The sequence below is a fragment of the Clostridium liquoris genome (assembly GCF_002995785.1).
GTDB lineage: Bacteria > Bacillota > Clostridia > Clostridiales > Clostridiaceae > Clostridium_AO > Clostridium_AO liquoris.
Genome location: NZ_PVXO01000068.1, coordinates 1 through 16,229 on the forward strand (window position 1 = coordinate 1; position 16,229 = coordinate 16,229).

Genomic DNA, 16,229 nt, shown 5'->3' on the forward strand with positions numbered 1-16,229 from the left:
TCACCCGTCCGCCGCTAATCCATTCCCGAAGGAACTTCATCGCTCGACTTGCATGTGTTAGGCACGCCGCCAGCGTTCGTCCTGAGCCAGGATCAAACTCTCAATTTAAAAGTTTAATCAAAAATTGCCATAAGCTTCGCATTACTTCGTCATGTTGGCTTGCTCCGGTGCTCATTTACTGAAGTAAACTCCGCTCCTCACTGCACCACATTCCTTGTACTGCTTGTTTCTGTCAATTTTTTAGCTCATCGCTATTTTAACAGTTACCTGTTAAGAATTGACTGGTTTCTCTTCTCTGTTTAATTTTCAAAGACCAACTGCTGCATCACACAGCTTTTATATACTAACATATCTAAAATGTTTTGTCAACATTTTTTCGTGTTATTATGTTTTGTGTTTGCCGCCATATCATCTGACGACATTTGTTATTGTATCACATAGAATAGCTTGTACATTCTATCTATTTATCATTATTTAAGATTATCTCTTATATACTACTATATAATTTATATTCCTTTATGTTACGCATAATGACACACTAGAGTAAGTTTTCTTAATAATAACTTATACATTATTTTCAGATTTTTCAATAAATACTTGCTAAATTAATTTACATATATTTAGAAAGAGGGTATAATTATATTAAAACATTTATAGCTTTTAGAAATATAATTCTTATTAAAAATTAGAAAAGGTGGGGTATTCTATGATGAAAATAGTTATTTTTGAAAAAGGATCCTTAGATGGCTTACCTAATAATTATAGTGCTTACTTAGATTCCTTTATATGCAACTGTATAAAAGCTGGGGACTGCAGACTTTCCTCTATTATAAGTAACTATACAAAGGACTATGATATCTCAAAACGTCCCTTCTATTTTTCTGAATTATATTCAAACTATTGTGATAATCCCTATGAAAATTTTTCCCCTTTGCCTACAGTAAGATTAACTTTTTCCTCTCCTTATGAGGAAATTATTGATGCTTTCTGTAAAGGAGTAAAGGGAAAAACCTTTGAAGTAAACAATATTAAGCTAAAAGTATTGGACATATTAGACATGAGAAATGAAGCTCGTGAAGAACTCTTTAGTCTAGCATAATATTCCAGTGAAAAGTTAAAAGTGAAAAATTATTGAAGCTATTTTTTACAAAGTTAAAAAAATAGCAAAAGCCTTGCAAAATGCAAGGCTTTTAATTTTCCCTTAACCTATAATTTAATTACATTGGAAAATGCCATAATAAGAAGTATAGTTCCTATAATTATTCTGTATATAGCAAATATTCTCATAGGCTTTTTTTGAAGGAATTTTATAAATCCCTCAATAACAACTAAAGATACAATAAACGCTACTACAAAGCCTATTATCAATGAAATTATTTGAATATTACTCATAATAAGTTGACTTTTAATTAACTTAAATCCTGAAGCACCTACCATCATTGGTATGGCTAAAAAGAAGGAGAACTCAGCCGCTGCCACTGTGGAAAGCCCTGCTATCCATCCTCCCATTATAGTGGATGCAGACCTGGACATACCTGGCCATAAAGATAAACATTGAAATACACCTACAATTAATGATTGTCTCAACTTTATGTTATCTACAGATTTAGTTTTATTTCCTCTTCTATATTTATTTTCAATTATTATCATTAAAATACCGCCTACTAAAAGTGCTGCTGCTACGGTAACAGGATTAAATAATTTTGCATCTATAAAATCATTAAACAAAAATCCCAAAATAGCTGCTGGAAAAGCTGCTACAGCAATATTTATCCAAAACTTTAGACCTATTCTGTCCGGTACAAAAATATCTTTTACGCTTTTTACTAACTTGTCCCAATATAATACCACTACTGCTAGTATAGCGCCTAATTGAATAACTACTTCAAAAAGATTAGCAAACTCTCCTGTAAATCCAATTAAATTTCCTACAAGTATCATATGTCCTGTAGATGATACTGGCACAAATTCCGTTAGTCCTTCTACTATAGCTATTATAATAGATTGAAGTATAAGTAACATGGAATCACTCTCACTCTCTAAATTTTTTTAGCTGTCTTCCTTACATTTAAAAGGTTATAATGTAACCTTACTTTTCTATTTATATGACAAACTACTTTCCCATTATACTATTTTTTTGTCCTTATAGAAACAGGAATTTATTTTCTATATTCTATAGTTACTTCTCTTACAACACTTTTCTTATCTTCAGAGAGTCTAATATTGTTACTTCCATTGTTTAAAGTGAATGTGAAATATCTATTAACCTCTATCCAAGGCTTACCGTCAATACTTACATAATATCCTTGCAGCATACCACTATCTTTAAAAACCGCACCATTTAACGCTATGTCCTTAGTATTTTCATTTTCATCGGATTTCTTCTTAGAAAAAATAAGAGTAACTTTTTTATCACTATTATCATTTTTATACTCTATTCTAGGACATTTATTAAATAAACTATTATTTTTAACAAAAATGGTTGGTCTTATTTGATTTCCCTCTATTCTTATTTCAGGTAAATCCTTATCCCTGCTATATGTAATAAATGAATTACTTTTAGGTGTTCCATATATATTATTATCTATTTCTATAGTATAGGAATAACAGTAAGGTTTTATCTTTTTAATATATTTTTTTACATTCTTTACTCCCTTTGTATTTACATTTTCAAGCCCTGTATCTAAAATCTCCACTGCACTTAAAGGTTTCCCCCCTGCCTCCATATAGCAGTTATTCACTATATCTAACATGATCCATTTATTATATTTATCACTCCATATTTCACAAACTTTATAATAGGAGTCCTTTCCATCCTTTTGACTATTTTTTATTCTAAATTCTCCCCTTCTAGCATATATTCCCAAAGATGCAGCACACTGGCTATATACAATGGAAAAATCCTTATCTGAAAGAGTATTGTCATTTTCCGCTTCCTTTAATATACCTAAAGCATCTTCCTTAGTACTTATACTACTCTTACTATATTTCATTTTACTATTTACCCAATTCATAAGCTTTACAGCCTTTTCAAAATCATCTTTGCTATCCTTAACTACATCACCTAGCTTATAATTATTCTTTAGCTGTTGTAATTTAGGGTTTTTATCGCTTTCATAATAAAATTGTATATTTTGTTCTTCATAATAATTATCCCACTTAGTTACCACCACCCCCTTTTTCACATCTTCTTCCTTACATCCAGCAAAAATTGTGCATAATGTTACTAATATAATAAATAAACTAGTTTTTCTTATTAAACTCCTTTTGGGCATAATTATTCCCCCTTATCAACTAACCTTATGCTAATTATATCGAAATCATATGCTAAAAATAAATACTATGAAAGATAAAATAGTGAAAAGCCTTACGAAAAAAGCGCAAAGCTTTCCAATTATTCATTAATTGCCAACTTTTAGTTGTAAATTGCTAAACATTTGGCCCTGCCTGCACAATTTTCTCTGGCACATTTTTAAATTTCTTGAAGTTTTCTGTGAAGTTATTAGCAAGCTCTATTGCTTTTTCCCTATAAGCTTCTTTATCTTCCCAAGTATTTTCAGGATTTAAAAGTTCTTTTGGAACCCCTTCACACTCCTTTGGCATAAGTACTTTAAATATTGGATGCTCTTCAAACTCTACATTCTCCAATTTTCCCTCTAGGGCTGCACTTATCATAGCCCTTGTATAGGATAATTTTATTCTATCACCTTTACCATAGCCACCAAATAGCCATCCTGTATTTACTAAAAATACATTAGTGCCATGCTTTTCAATTCTTTCACCTAAAAGTTCTGCATATACTGCAGGGTTCATTGGCATAAAAGGTTCTCCAAAACAAGCGGAGAATGTTGCTTTAGGCTCTGTTATACCTCTTTCTGTACCTGCCACCTTGCTTGTGTATCCAGACATAAAATGATACATGGCTTGTTCCTTTGTAAGCTTTGATATTGGAGGCATTACTCCAAAGGCATCTGCTGTTAAAAATATTACTGTATGTGGTATTTCACCTACTCCGCTTAATTCTGCATTATCTATATAATTTATAGGATAAGCTGCCCTGGTATTTTCTGTTATACTCTCATCATCATAATCTGTCTTTTTATTTTCATCCAATATTACATTTTCAAGCACTGTACCAAATCTTATAGCATCATAAATTTCTTTTTCTCTCTCCCTAGAAAGTTTTATGGTTTTAGCATAGCATCCTCCTTCAAAATTAAATACACCTTTTTCACACCAGCCATGCTCATCATCTCCAATAAGATTTCTATTAGGATCCGCCGATAAAGTAGTTTTTCCTGTGCCAGACAATCCAAAGAAGATAGCTGTATCTCCACTCTTTCCTATATTAGCAGAAGCATGCATTGGAAATACTCCTTTTTCAGGAAGCAAGAAGTTCATTACAGTAAATACTGATTTTTTTATTTCTCCAGCATATTGAGTTCCACCTATTAATATTACTTTTTTATCAAAATTAATTATTACAAAAGCTTCAGAATTTACTCCATCTTCCTTTCCTCTGGCTTTAAACCCTGGAGCCGCAATAACTGTGAACTCAGCATTGAAATTATCTAACTCTTCTTTATTAGGTCTTATAAATAATTGATGTGCGAATAAACATTCATAAGCATATTCACACACTACTCTAATTTGCAATGTATGCTCTCTCATTGCTCCTACAAAACCATCAAATATATATAAATCCTTATCCTTTAAATATTCCAATACCTGTTTATAAAGTGAATCAAAAACCTGTTCCTCTATAGGCTTATTTACCTTCCCCCAGTTTATCTTGCTTTCCGTATTCTTTTGCCTTACTATAAACCTATCCTCCGGTGATCTTCCTGTGTATTTCCCTGTATTAACTACAATAGCTCCGTTTTCACAAAGTACTCCTTCTCTTTTTTCCAATGCCTTTTCTACTAGAGTAGATACAGGAAGGTTTCTATACACATTCCTATAATCCTTTATGCCTAAGTACCCTAAATTTACGCACATATCGATATCCCCCCAGATAATTTTCAAAATTTTCGGTTTATTTCTATTCTATAACATTTCTGTTAAAAAATAAAGTTAAAATTCTACCATAAAATAAAAATGAATAGCGCTGCACTATTCATTTTTTATTTATTCTTTGCCGTTGTAATGTTTCTAATAAAATAATATTAACTCAGGAATTTTTAATTTTTCATTTCCCTCAGATTTGCTATAGCTATCATAAAGTTTTTTAGATTTTTCATAGTTTTCTTTTATGGTCTTTCTAGTGTAATCATCCATAGTATTATCCATAGCCTTATAAGCCACCCCTAGATTATAAACCCCTCTTTGTAAATCCGCTGGAACCATTATATAATAGCATCCTGCATTATTTAACGTCAAAGGGTCATTTTTATCTGCATTATAAGCAAATCTTATTTCCTCTATAGCATCATTTGTGTTACCTTGAAGGAAATATATTGTTCCTAAAGTTCTATGGTATTTAGGCACATCATTTCTTAATTTTATACATTGTTTTAAAACCTTTATAGCTTCATCATCTTTTTTATTAGAAATGTATACTAAAGCTATATTATATTTAATTTCCACATCATTGGGTTTTACTATTTCCGCAAATTTAAAGTATTCCAATGCTTTATTCATATTATCAGTAGTTGCATTATAATAATTAGCAATATTCAACATAGTATTATAGTTGTAAGGTTCTTTTAACATGGCTGTTCTAAAATAAGGTTCTGCTTCTATGCTCTTTCCCTTTTGTCTAAGTATTTCAGGCATTAAGAATCCATAGTTATCAGGGTACTCTTGATTTTTATATAGGGATTTTGTGCAATACTCCTGGGCTTTGTCTAAATCTTTCTTATTAAGATAAAACCATGCTGCAGTATGCAATACTCTATAGTCATTACCATTTTCACTAAGAAGCTTATTTATAACTTCTTCAGCTTTATCCATTTGTTTATTATTTTCATAAATAGAGGCCTGTATTACATGCCCTTCTATTTTGCCTATATCCTTATCCTTTATTGATTCCATAATTTTAGAGGCCTCATCTGAAGTATCTGATGACATAGAATATATTTTAGCCTCCCACATTTTATAGGCTATGTCTTGAGGATTTTTGGATGAAAGCTCATGAATATATTTAAGAAGCTTGTCCTTATCATACATAGCAATCTGCACTAATACGTCATATATTTTGTACTCATCCTTATCTATATCCCAAGCCTTTCTAAGACTTTGAAAGCCCTTGTCCTTTTCTCCTATAACCATTAACATTCTTCCATACTCAGCCATATCATAAGATAATTTTTCATCCACAGGGTAGGAACTTAAAAGTTTATTAGCTTCTTCATATTTATTGTTAGCCATGTATACTGAAAACATGGTTTTTATTAAGCTCTTTTCCTTAGAATTATTTTTTAAGGCCTCTTCTCCATCCTTTAAAGCTCCCTTAAAATCCTTATTCATATATTCTGTAAAAATTATATAATTTAATACTTCTGGAGTTTTTTTATCTAGCCCTTTGCATTCATTAATATACTTTCTAGAATTTTCAATATCTCTCTTTACAGAATAAACTTGAGCAATCTTTGCCTTCCATAATGGAGATTTATCCTTATTATAAAGTATATTATATTCTTCTATTGCTTTATCAAAATCTGCAGCATAAAAATACTGTTCTGCCTTATTAGAAGCTATACTGTATTTATTTTTTGAAGTAATCTTATAACCTATTAATCCTCCTGCTACAGCTAAAGCTGCCAAAATACCCATAATAATATTTTTATTTTTACTTACAAAATTCTTATAATTGTTTTTTTTCTGCACACTAGTTATATTATTAGAAGTTTCTGCATTATTCATGTTACCCTCCTAATCATTTTTTAAAATTAATACAATATTCTATGATTTTATCAGATATGGTAAAAAAAAGCTACAAGTTTTTTTCTATTAAAATATATTTGAAAATACCCTATTATTAAGTATAATTTAAAGTTAAGGGTATAAAATTAATAATTATAACTGTTAATTTTTAGGGGGGTTGATTATGAGTAGAAAATTGAAATTTAACAGCAATGCGCTCTTATTTATACTATTGGGTTTACTTATTATGGCAGCTACAATCTGGTATGTAATATACTATTCTATAAACAATGCAGAAACTTCTACTAAAGATAAAGAAATTACCACATCAAAAGATAAGCTTGAGAATAAAAACACTAAGAAAGCTGCAAAAAAAGATGGTTACTCTGAGGTACTTATAAGCTTTGGAGGGGATTCTACCATTGGCCATGATACTAAATTTGCCTTTGCAAATAGTCTTCCTGATGTTTTAAGCAAAAATAATAATGACTTTTCCTATTTTTACAAAAATGTAGCTTCAATATTTAAAAACGATGATATATCTATTGTAAACTTAGAAACTGTCTTTACAAATTCAAAGGATAGAGCAGAAAAACAATTTAACTTTAAAGCAGATCCTTCCTATGCTCAAGCCTTACCTTTAGGACACATAGAGGGAGTAGATATATCGAATAACCATATATATGATTATAAGCAAAAGGGATTTGATGATACCTTAGAAGCTCTTAAAACTAATAATATAAATTATTTTGGAGAAGGTCATACATGGATTAAGGAGGTTAATGGCGTAAAATTTGCTTTCCTAGGCTACACTGGATATAATGACTATGCAGAATTTAGGCAAAAACTAGAAAAGGACATAAAAAAGTTAAAAGATGAAGGCTGCATTGTTATAATAAATCTGCACTGGGGATCAGAAAACAGTTATTATCCCACAGAAACTCAGGTAAACCTAGCTCACTTTGCCATAGATAAAGGAGCTGATTTAATTATAGGACATCATCCTCATGTAATACAGGGAATAGAACAATATAATGGAAAGATAATATGTTATAGTTTGGGTAATTTCTGCTTTGGCGGGAACTTTAATCCAAAGGACAAGGATACTTTTATATTTCAAGCTAAATATAAACTTAAAAACGGAAAAGCTGAATCCTATGGTGTAAAAGTTATTCCGTGCAGTATTTCCTCTGTAAATTATATTAATGATTATTGTCCAACTCCATTACAAGGAGAAGAAAAAGAACGTGTTCTAAAAAAACTAAATGGGCTATCTAGCAAAGCAGGTTTTAAAATAACCGATGAATTTTATAATATAGATGTAAAAAATTAATCTTTTGTATTATAATTATTAAATGTAATGACATTATTCTATACGAAGGATGTGTTTAAAATTAGTGTAAAATCTTATATCAGTATAATCAGTTCAAAATTAGTATTGAAACTTTCAAAAGCTTTATTTAAAGGTGGCACAAATTTCCCAGGAAAAGTGGCATTAAAATTAGATAAAGATATATTAAAAACTATAGCCAAAGACTATAAAGTAATAATGGTAACTGGAACTAATGGAAAAACTACCACCACTAGCATGATATATAATATGTTAAAGGATAGTGGGAAAAAGGTCATTACAAATAATACAGGTGCTAATATGCTTCCAGGCATAGTATCCTGCTTCATTGAACACTATAAATTTAATGAAGTTAATAATGGAGAAAAATATGCTGTAATTGAAACCGATGAAGCAAATGTACCATTGGTAACTAAATTTATCTCACCAGAAATAATAACTGTGACAAATTTATTTAGGGACCAGTTAGATAGATATGGAGAGGTATATACTACTTTAAAGAAAATACTTGAAGGTATAGAAAAGGTACCTTTTGCAGCTTTAGTCTTAAATGGAGACGAATCCTTGCTTGGAGATTTACCATTGCCAAATAGAACAGTATATTATGGATTTAATTGCCCTGTAGATGAGAATAATAAAATTGACGTAAATGCAGATTCAAAATTCTGCAAAAAATGCAAAAGCCCTTACAAATATAATTTCTTAACCTATAATCATTTGGGAGATTTTTACTGTGAAAACTGTGGATATAAAAGGCCTAAACTTAATTATACTTTAGATGAAATAAATGAGCTTACTCCTGAGGGATCTCACGTTATAATTGATTCTCAGAAATGTTATATAAATCAGCCAGGAATATATAACATATACAATGCACTATGTGCCTATGCCATAGGAAGGGAACTTAAAATTAATAAATCTACCATAATCGACTCACTAAAACGTCAAAAAAGTAGTTTTGGTAGGCAAGAAGAATTAAATATAGATGGTAAACAAGTTAAAATAATTTTAGTGAAAAATCCAGCAGGCTATGACCAAGCTATAAATACTATAACTTTAGATAAAAGAAATATAAATATTGCTGTGTTATTAAATGACAACTATGCAGATGGAAGAGATGTATCCTGGTTATGGGACGTTAAATTTGAAAAACTAGCTTTAATGGATATAGATAAAATAATGGTAGCAGGTATTAGACTTTATGATATGGCAGTTAGACTTAAAGTAGCAGGTCTATCCTATGAGAATTTTTCTTTATGCGAAAATTACGATACTCTTTTAGAAGAAATTAAAAGCTGTAAAAGTGGTGTGATATATGTTCTTGCTACCTATACTGCTATGATTGATTTCAGAAAATACCTACATTCTAAAAATTATATTGAAAAACTATGGTAAAGGCGGTGAAAACAATGGAGCTTAATATATGTCACTTATATCCAGATTTATTAAATGTATATGGTGATATGGGCAATGTATTAATATTAAAATATAGATGTGAAAAAAGAGATATACATGTAAATATAATAAACCTTTCTTTGAATGAGGATTTTAAAGGTGAAAACTATGACATTGTGTTTTTCGGCGGCGGTCAAGATTATGAACAATCCATAGTTTCAAATGATTTAATTGGAAATAAAAAAGAAGCTATAAAGGAATATATTGAAGATGGCAAAGTTTTTCTTGCTATATGCGGAGGATATCAACTTCTAGGAAAATATTACACTACACCAGAAGGTGAAAAGCTGGAAGGATTAGGTATATTGGATTTATACACTGAAGCAGGAAATACAAGATTTATAGGAAATACTGTAATCAAAAATGAAGAGTTTGATGAAACCTATGTAGGTTTTGAAAATCATTCCGGCAGAACCTATATTGGGAATTTAAAACCCTTAGGGAAAATCATACAAGGCTATGGCAATAATGGTAAAGACGGCTATGAAGGTTGTGTCTATAAAAACACCTACGGAACATATTTTCATGGTTCCCTGCTATCAAAAAATCCTGAATTAGCAGATAGGCTTATAAAAACTGCCTTGGAGAAGAAATATGGAAAAGAAATAATTCTAGCTCCACTTGACGATTCTTTAGAACTAAAGGCTAAAAAATTTATTATAAACAGAAATAACAACTAAAAACTTTTTAAATAAGAGGATTAGAAAGGGATTTTTTCAATGCAATTAATTAAAAGAAATGTTAACAATTATCCATCATTAAATTACTTTAAAAAAATGATTATTAGCTTGTGTAAGAATCACTGGCTATTTATATTAATTGTGCTTTCTCTCTATTTAAAGTCCTTAGCTTTTGTAGGATATATTGCCTCTTCTTCAGGTAACTATATTGCAATTGCTAAGATTCCCATGTATTTAATGAGTTTTATTCTTTACACAAGTATAATAGTAGCTTTTGTATCCCTTGGATACATTTTCAAAGGAAGAGCTCAGTATATTGCCTTTTGGTGTATTGATTTAATTATATCTTTGTTTATGTTCTTTGACATAATATACTATAGAGGCTTTCAAGGACTTATGTCGCCTTACAATTTATCTCAAAAGGCAAACTTAGAAAACCTAGGTGGTACAATTTTATCTATGATGAAAGCTTCGGATATTGTATTCTTCTTAGATTTAATAATTTTAGCTTTTATATTTTTCATAAATAGAAAAATTTATAGCAGTGTTAAAAGAAGAATAATACTTTTTTTTGTTCTCCTTTTACTAGGTAGCGGGACAGCCTTTTATTATCATTATAGATATGATGTTATAGAAGCTGGAGCTAATAAACGATATTTCTTTGTTTATTGGTCACCTCTATATAATGTTTCTAATATGTCTCCTTTAGGATACCACATTTATGACAACTATTTATATTTTAAAAATTCAAAAAGGCTTCAGCTTACTAAAAATGATGTAGGAGAAATAAAAAAATGGTATGAGGATAAAAAAGAAATTCTACCAGATAATGAGTATAAAGCATCCCTTAAAGGAAAGAATTTAATAATTATCCAAGTAGAATCTCTTGAAAACTTCTTGATTGGGCAGAAAATCCAAGGTCAGGAAATAACTCCTAACCTAAATAAATTATTAAAAAATAGTTTATACTTCTCACAAATATATGAGCAGGTAGCTGGTGGTAATAGTTCTGATTCAGATTTAATGACTAATACTTCTACCTATCCTGTAAAAAATGGTTCTACCTTCTTCCGTTTTCCGGACAACCAGTATAATTCTCTCCCTAATCTCATGAAGGGGCTTGGGTACTACACCTCTGCTTTTCATCCAGATGGAGGAGGATATTGGAATTGGATGCCAGCTTTAACTTCTATGGGCTTCGATAAATGTACAGATGTTACCGGTTTTAACGTAGATGAAACCATAGGTCTGGGCTTAAGTGATGGAAGTTATTTAAGACAGCTTGGAGATAAAATAATCAATCAGCCTCAGCCCTTTTATTCTTTCTTTGTAACATTAACTAGCCATATGCCCTTTGATATTCCAAAGCAATATAGGGAAATGAAGCTTACAGATAATATAGATAAAACTGTAGTAGGAGATTACTTCCAAAGTATGCATTATACGGACAAGCAGTTAGGCAGTTTTATGGACAAATTAGACAAAAAAGGTGTGCTTAATAATTCCGTACTAGTCATATATGGAGATCATTGTGGTATTCATAAATATTATAAAGATAAATTAGATAATATTACTCCTAGAGAAAATTGGTGGTATGAAAATAATTTACGTGTTCCTCTTATTGTTTACTCAAAAGACATAAAGGGTAAAGAAATAAATACTATAGGCGGCCATATAGATATTATGCCAACCATATCTTATCTTATGGGAGTAGATGAAAATAAATATATAAATACTGCCATGGGTAGAAATCTTCTTAAGACAGATAAAAGCTTTGTTGTTTTAAGTAATGGAGTATATATAGGAAAATCCAAAAATGAAAAAGAAAAAAGAACAGCTATTAATGGTCTTAATATATCTGATAAGATGCTTAGAAGTAATTATTTTAAAACTAACTAGGCATATAATAGGAACATGGAAAAGGATTGTCCTGAAGCATGGCTATACTTTAGACAGTCCTTTTTACTTGCTAAAAAAATTCTCATAAAGCAACAATACTCTATCTTCTATTCATTACGCCTATTCTAAGCATAGTTCCCCTCTCCCAAGCACTTACATCTGAAAAGGTTCTAAACTGAAAACCATTGTCTTTTAAATATTTTATAGTATAAGGCAGTGCTTCTACTGTAGTTACCTTGTAATAACCATCATGCATAAGTACCACTGCAAAATTCTTGTCTCTGCATTGATTAAATATGTTGCCTTTTATGCTGCTAGTTGGTACAGTCTCTGCTTCTGCATCTCCAGAACTAACATTCCAATCTACATAATCTATTCCTTTAGCATTCAATTTATTCCTTATGGTTCTTAAATTTTCAGGCTTAGGAACTGAGTTATCTGAACCACCTGGCATCCTAGTATATGGAGGTGGTGTATTTCCTGTTATTCTTTTTATAACATCTATACATTTATTTAAATCATTAAAATAACTATCTGCAGTATTGTAAATACTTGTATAACTATGAGAATAACAATGAGGTAAAATACACATACCGCTATTCTTCATTTCCTTTAATATTTCAGGGTTAGCCTCAGCGTTAGCACCTACTACAAAGAAAGTTGCTTTTACATTATTTTCTTTAAGTATATTTAGTATTTTTCTAGTGTTATTTGGTGAGGGACCATCATCAAAGGTTAAGAATGCTACCTTAGATCTATTAATCCCATTAACAGCCATATCATCTACGGACACATTTTTTAAGTAATTTTCATTTAATTCATTGCCTTCACTAAATGTATTTTCACTCATTGCATTAATATTCATAAAAGGAGTAGAAAAAATAAAAATACAAAAAAAGAGATAAAGAACTTTAATTACTATTTTGTGTAAAGACAACTTTTTCATAAAAAGCACCTTCTTTTATAATTTAAAATATAATCCTTACACTATATAGATTAACCTTTATCTCTTCATTAATTCTTAGTATCTGTAGGTAATTTCATGAACTTTAGCCACTATTTTTCCAATTATTCATGAACCGTCCCTACTTATTTATTCTACTTATTTATTCTTTCTATAGTTATATTGTCTCCTTTAACATCTACACCTACAGTGCATCCTTCATAAATATCTCCTTTTATTATCTTCTTAGCTATATCTGTTTCTAAGGTATTTTCAATGTATCTCTTTAAAGGTCTTGCACCATATACAGGATCATAACCTTCTTTTGCCATAAGCTCTTTGGCTTCTTCTGTTACTACTAAGGAAATATTTCTATCTTTTAATCTATTGTTTATATCTTTTAAGAATATATCTATTATCTTTGTTATTTCTTTATTGGTAAGAGGTTTAAACATTATAATATCATCTAATCTATTTAAAAATTCAGGTTTAAATCTACTTTTCAGATCGTTCATTACCCTATTTCTAATATTTTCATCTATCCCAGTGGTGCTGCTATTCTCTAGAAGATAACTGCTTCCTATATTAGACGTCATTATGATTATACAGTTTTTAAAGTCTATTGTTTTACCTTTGTTATCTGTAAGTCTTCCATCATCTAAAATTTGAAGGAATACATTAAATACATCCTCATGAGCCTTTTCTATTTCATCAAAGAGTATTACTGAATATGGCTTTCTTCTAACTGCTTCTGTTAATTGACCTCCTTCTTCGTAGCCTACATATCCTGGAGGAGCTCCTATAAGTCTTGATACAGAATACTTTTCCATATACTCTGACATATCAATTCTTATAATATTTTCTTCACTATCAAAAAGGGTTCTTGCTAAAGTCTTTGCTAATTCTGTTTTACCTACTCCAGTTGGGCCTAGGAATATGAATGAACCAATTGGCCTTTTAGGATCTTTCATCCCTGCCCTTGCCCTAATAACAGCATTAGATACAGCTTTCACTGCCTCCTCTTGTCCTATTACCCTCTCAGATAGTTCATCATCAAGTCTTAATAGCTTTTCTTTTTCTCCTTCCACAAGCCTTGTTATAGGTATTCCAGTCCATTTTGATACAATTTCTGATATTTCATTTTCTGTGACTTCTTCTTTTAGCATATTGCCTTCATGATTATCATTTATTAAAGCTTCTTTTTCTTTTATTTCACTTTCTATATTTGGAATAACACCATACTTTAATTCTGCTACCTTATTTAAATCATATTCTCTTTCTGACTTTTCTAATTGTCCCCTTACTTCATCTAATTTTTCCTTTAAATTCCTTACTCCTACTATTTGTTCCTTTTCCTTTCCATATTTAGCTGTCATTTCTTTATCTTTTTCTTTTAGATTGCTTAATTCCTTTTCTAAGGCCTCTAACCTTTCCTGAGATTGAGTATCTTTTTCTTTAGATAGAGCTTCTTTTTCAATTTCCAGCTGAAATACCTTTCTCTTTATTATATCCATTTCTGTAGGAAGACTATCCATTTCTGATCTTATCATAGCTCCTGCCTCATCAATAAGATCTATGGCCTTATCAGGCAAATATCTATCTGTTATATACCTTTGAGACAACTTTACTGCAGCTACTATAGCTGAGTCATGTATTTTTATTCCATGATATATTTCAAATCTTTCTTTAAGACCTCTAAGTATAGATATACTATCTTCTACAGTAGGCTCCTCTACTATTACAGGCTGGAATCTTCTTTCTAGTGCTTTATCCTTTTCTATATACTGTCTGTATTCATCAAAGGTTGTGGCCCCAATGCAGTGCAATTCTCCTCTAGCTAACATTGGTTTTATAATATTCCCTGCATCCATAGCTCCTTCTGTTTTTCCAGCTCCTACTATGGTGTGGATTTCATCTATAAATAGAATTATTCTTCCATCGCTATTTTGAACTTCTTTTAAAACCGCTTTAAGTCTTTCCTCAAATTCTCCTCTATATTTAGCACCTGCAATTAAAGCTCCCATATCTAAAGAAAAAATTATTTTATTTTTTAATCCTTCAGGCACATCTCCTCTTACTATTCTCTCTGCTAAACCTTCCACAATAGCAGTTTTACCTACACCAGGTTCTCCTATGAGCACTGGATTATTTTTAGTTCTTCTTGAAAGAATCCTTACCACTCTTCTTATTTCTTCATCTCTTCCTATGACAGGATCAAGTTTATGCTTTTTTGCATCTTCCACTAGATTTCTTCCGTACTTAACTAAAGCCTCATAAGTCCCCTCAGGATCTTGAGTATCCACCCTTTGGTTTCCTCTAACTCCAGCTAATACATTTAAAAATGCCTCTTTTGTAATATTAAATTTCTTAAGTATATTTCCAACCACTCCATTTTTATCTACATCCATTATAGCCAACATAACATGTTCTACACTTATATAAGAATCTTTAAAATCCTTAGCTATTTTCTCTGCCTTTATAAATACTTCCTCAAATCTTCTGGTAGCATAAACCCCTCCGCTCTGAGCACCTTCTCCCAATACCTTAGGCATTTTATCTAGTTCTTTATTTGTCTCCTCATTTAATGATCTTATGTCAACTCCCATTTTCCCAAATATATTTGGGACTAATCCATCATCCTGAGAAATTAAAGCTGAGAAAAGATGAATTACATCTATTTGCTGATGATTATATCTTACTGCCACCAATTGAGCATCATTTATACACTGCTGAACCTTCGAAGTTAATTTTTCTACATCCATTAATAACACCTCCAATTTTCTAAATCCAGTAAACTTCGGTAAATTCCGGGGACGGTTCATTAATAATTGGCTTTTTATTCATAACTTTTTTGCTAAAATTAATGAACCGTCCCTATATATTTCTGATATATTAAATATTAATGCAAAGGTCAAAGAAAGTCAAAGTCTATAAGACTCTACTTATCGAAGTAAAATTATATATTAAAGAGAAAATCATTGATAAATTATGTTAATGCTTTTAAATTCTCTTTTTTATGCTGTTTTCCTTTGCGCAT

At 30.6% G+C, this 16,229-nt stretch carries 11 protein-coding genes and 1 rRNA gene; 5 read left to right on the plus strand and 7 right to left on the minus strand.

The genetic code is table 11. The features are described 5' to 3' along the window. A 16S ribosomal RNA gene (locus tag CLLI_RS12680) occupies window positions 1–108 on the minus strand; the annotation flags it as partial. Between the two features lie 598 nt (window positions 109–706). Here CLLI_RS12680 and CLLI_RS12685 point away from each other — a divergent pair. Further along, complete coding sequence (locus CLLI_RS12685) at window positions 707–1,099, plus strand: hypothetical protein (RefSeq protein ID WP_106064575.1); 393 nt, start codon at window positions 707–709, stop codon at window positions 1,097–1,099. Between the two features lie 107 nt (window positions 1,100–1,206). Here the strand turns inward: CLLI_RS12685 and CLLI_RS12690 are convergent, their stop codons facing one another. The 4 genes from CLLI_RS12690 to CLLI_RS12705 all read right to left on the minus strand — a co-directional run bounded on the left by CLLI_RS12690 (window position 1,207) and on the right by CLLI_RS12705 (window position 6,864). Continuing rightward, a complete protein-coding gene (locus tag CLLI_RS12690; protein ID WP_106064576.1) occupies window positions 1,207–2,022 on the minus strand; it encodes an undecaprenyl-diphosphate phosphatase in 816 nt (271 codons plus the stop codon). A 137-nt stretch (window positions 2,023–2,159) separates the two neighbouring features. Beyond that, the gene (locus tag CLLI_RS12695) at window positions 2,160–3,275 is read right to left on the minus strand and encodes a transglutaminase domain-containing protein (RefSeq protein ID WP_106064577.1); all 1,116 of its coding nucleotides are present in this window, start codon (window positions 3,273–3,275) and stop codon (window positions 2,160–2,162) included. Between the two features lie 154 nt (window positions 3,276–3,429). Next, window positions 3,430–4,998: a phosphoenolpyruvate carboxykinase (ATP) gene (pckA, locus tag CLLI_RS12700; protein ID WP_106064578.1), complete on the minus strand. Its 1,569-nt coding sequence runs from the start codon at window positions 4,996–4,998 to the stop codon at window positions 3,430–3,432. Window positions 4,999–5,151: 153 nt separating this feature from the next. Further along, a complete protein-coding gene (locus CLLI_RS12705; protein WP_106064579.1) occupies window positions 5,152–6,864 on the minus strand; it encodes a tetratricopeptide repeat protein in 1,713 nt (570 codons plus the stop codon). 184 nt (window positions 6,865–7,048) lie between these two features. Here CLLI_RS12705 and CLLI_RS12710 point away from each other — a divergent pair, with 184 nt between their 5' ends. From CLLI_RS12710 to CLLI_RS12725, 4 genes are read left to right on the plus strand one after another with little or no spacing between them, the layout of a single operon-like run. Continuing rightward, window positions 7,049–8,197: a CapA family protein gene (locus CLLI_RS12710; protein ID WP_106064580.1), complete on the plus strand. Its 1,149-nt coding sequence runs from the start codon at window positions 7,049–7,051 to the stop codon at window positions 8,195–8,197. A gap of 51 nt (window positions 8,198–8,248) precedes the next feature. Beyond that, a complete protein-coding gene (locus CLLI_RS12715) occupies window positions 8,249–9,610 on the plus strand; it encodes a Mur ligase family protein (RefSeq protein ID WP_146127101.1) in 1,362 nt (453 codons plus the stop codon). A 14-nt stretch (window positions 9,611–9,624) separates the two neighbouring features. Then, window positions 9,625–10,350, plus strand: coding sequence for a type 1 glutamine amidotransferase (locus CLLI_RS12720; RefSeq protein WP_106064582.1), 726 nt, complete (start codon window positions 9,625–9,627; stop codon window positions 10,348–10,350). 39 nt (window positions 10,351–10,389) lie between these two features. After that, window positions 10,390–12,249, plus strand: coding sequence for an LTA synthase family protein (locus tag CLLI_RS12725; protein WP_106064583.1), 1,860 nt, complete (start codon window positions 10,390–10,392; stop codon window positions 12,247–12,249). Window positions 12,250–12,349: 100 nt separating this feature from the next. Here the strand turns inward: CLLI_RS12725 and CLLI_RS12730 are convergent, their stop codons facing one another. After that, window positions 12,350–13,195, minus strand: a complete 846-nt coding sequence (locus tag CLLI_RS12730) for a polysaccharide deacetylase family protein (RefSeq protein WP_106064584.1) — start codon at window positions 13,193–13,195, stop codon at window positions 12,350–12,352. 152 nt (window positions 13,196–13,347) lie between these two features. Continuing rightward, complete coding sequence (gene clpB / locus CLLI_RS12735; RefSeq protein WP_106064585.1) at window positions 13,348–15,954, minus strand: ATP-dependent chaperone ClpB; 2,607 nt, start codon at window positions 15,952–15,954, stop codon at window positions 13,348–13,350. Window positions 15,955–16,229: the final 275 nt, after the last annotated feature.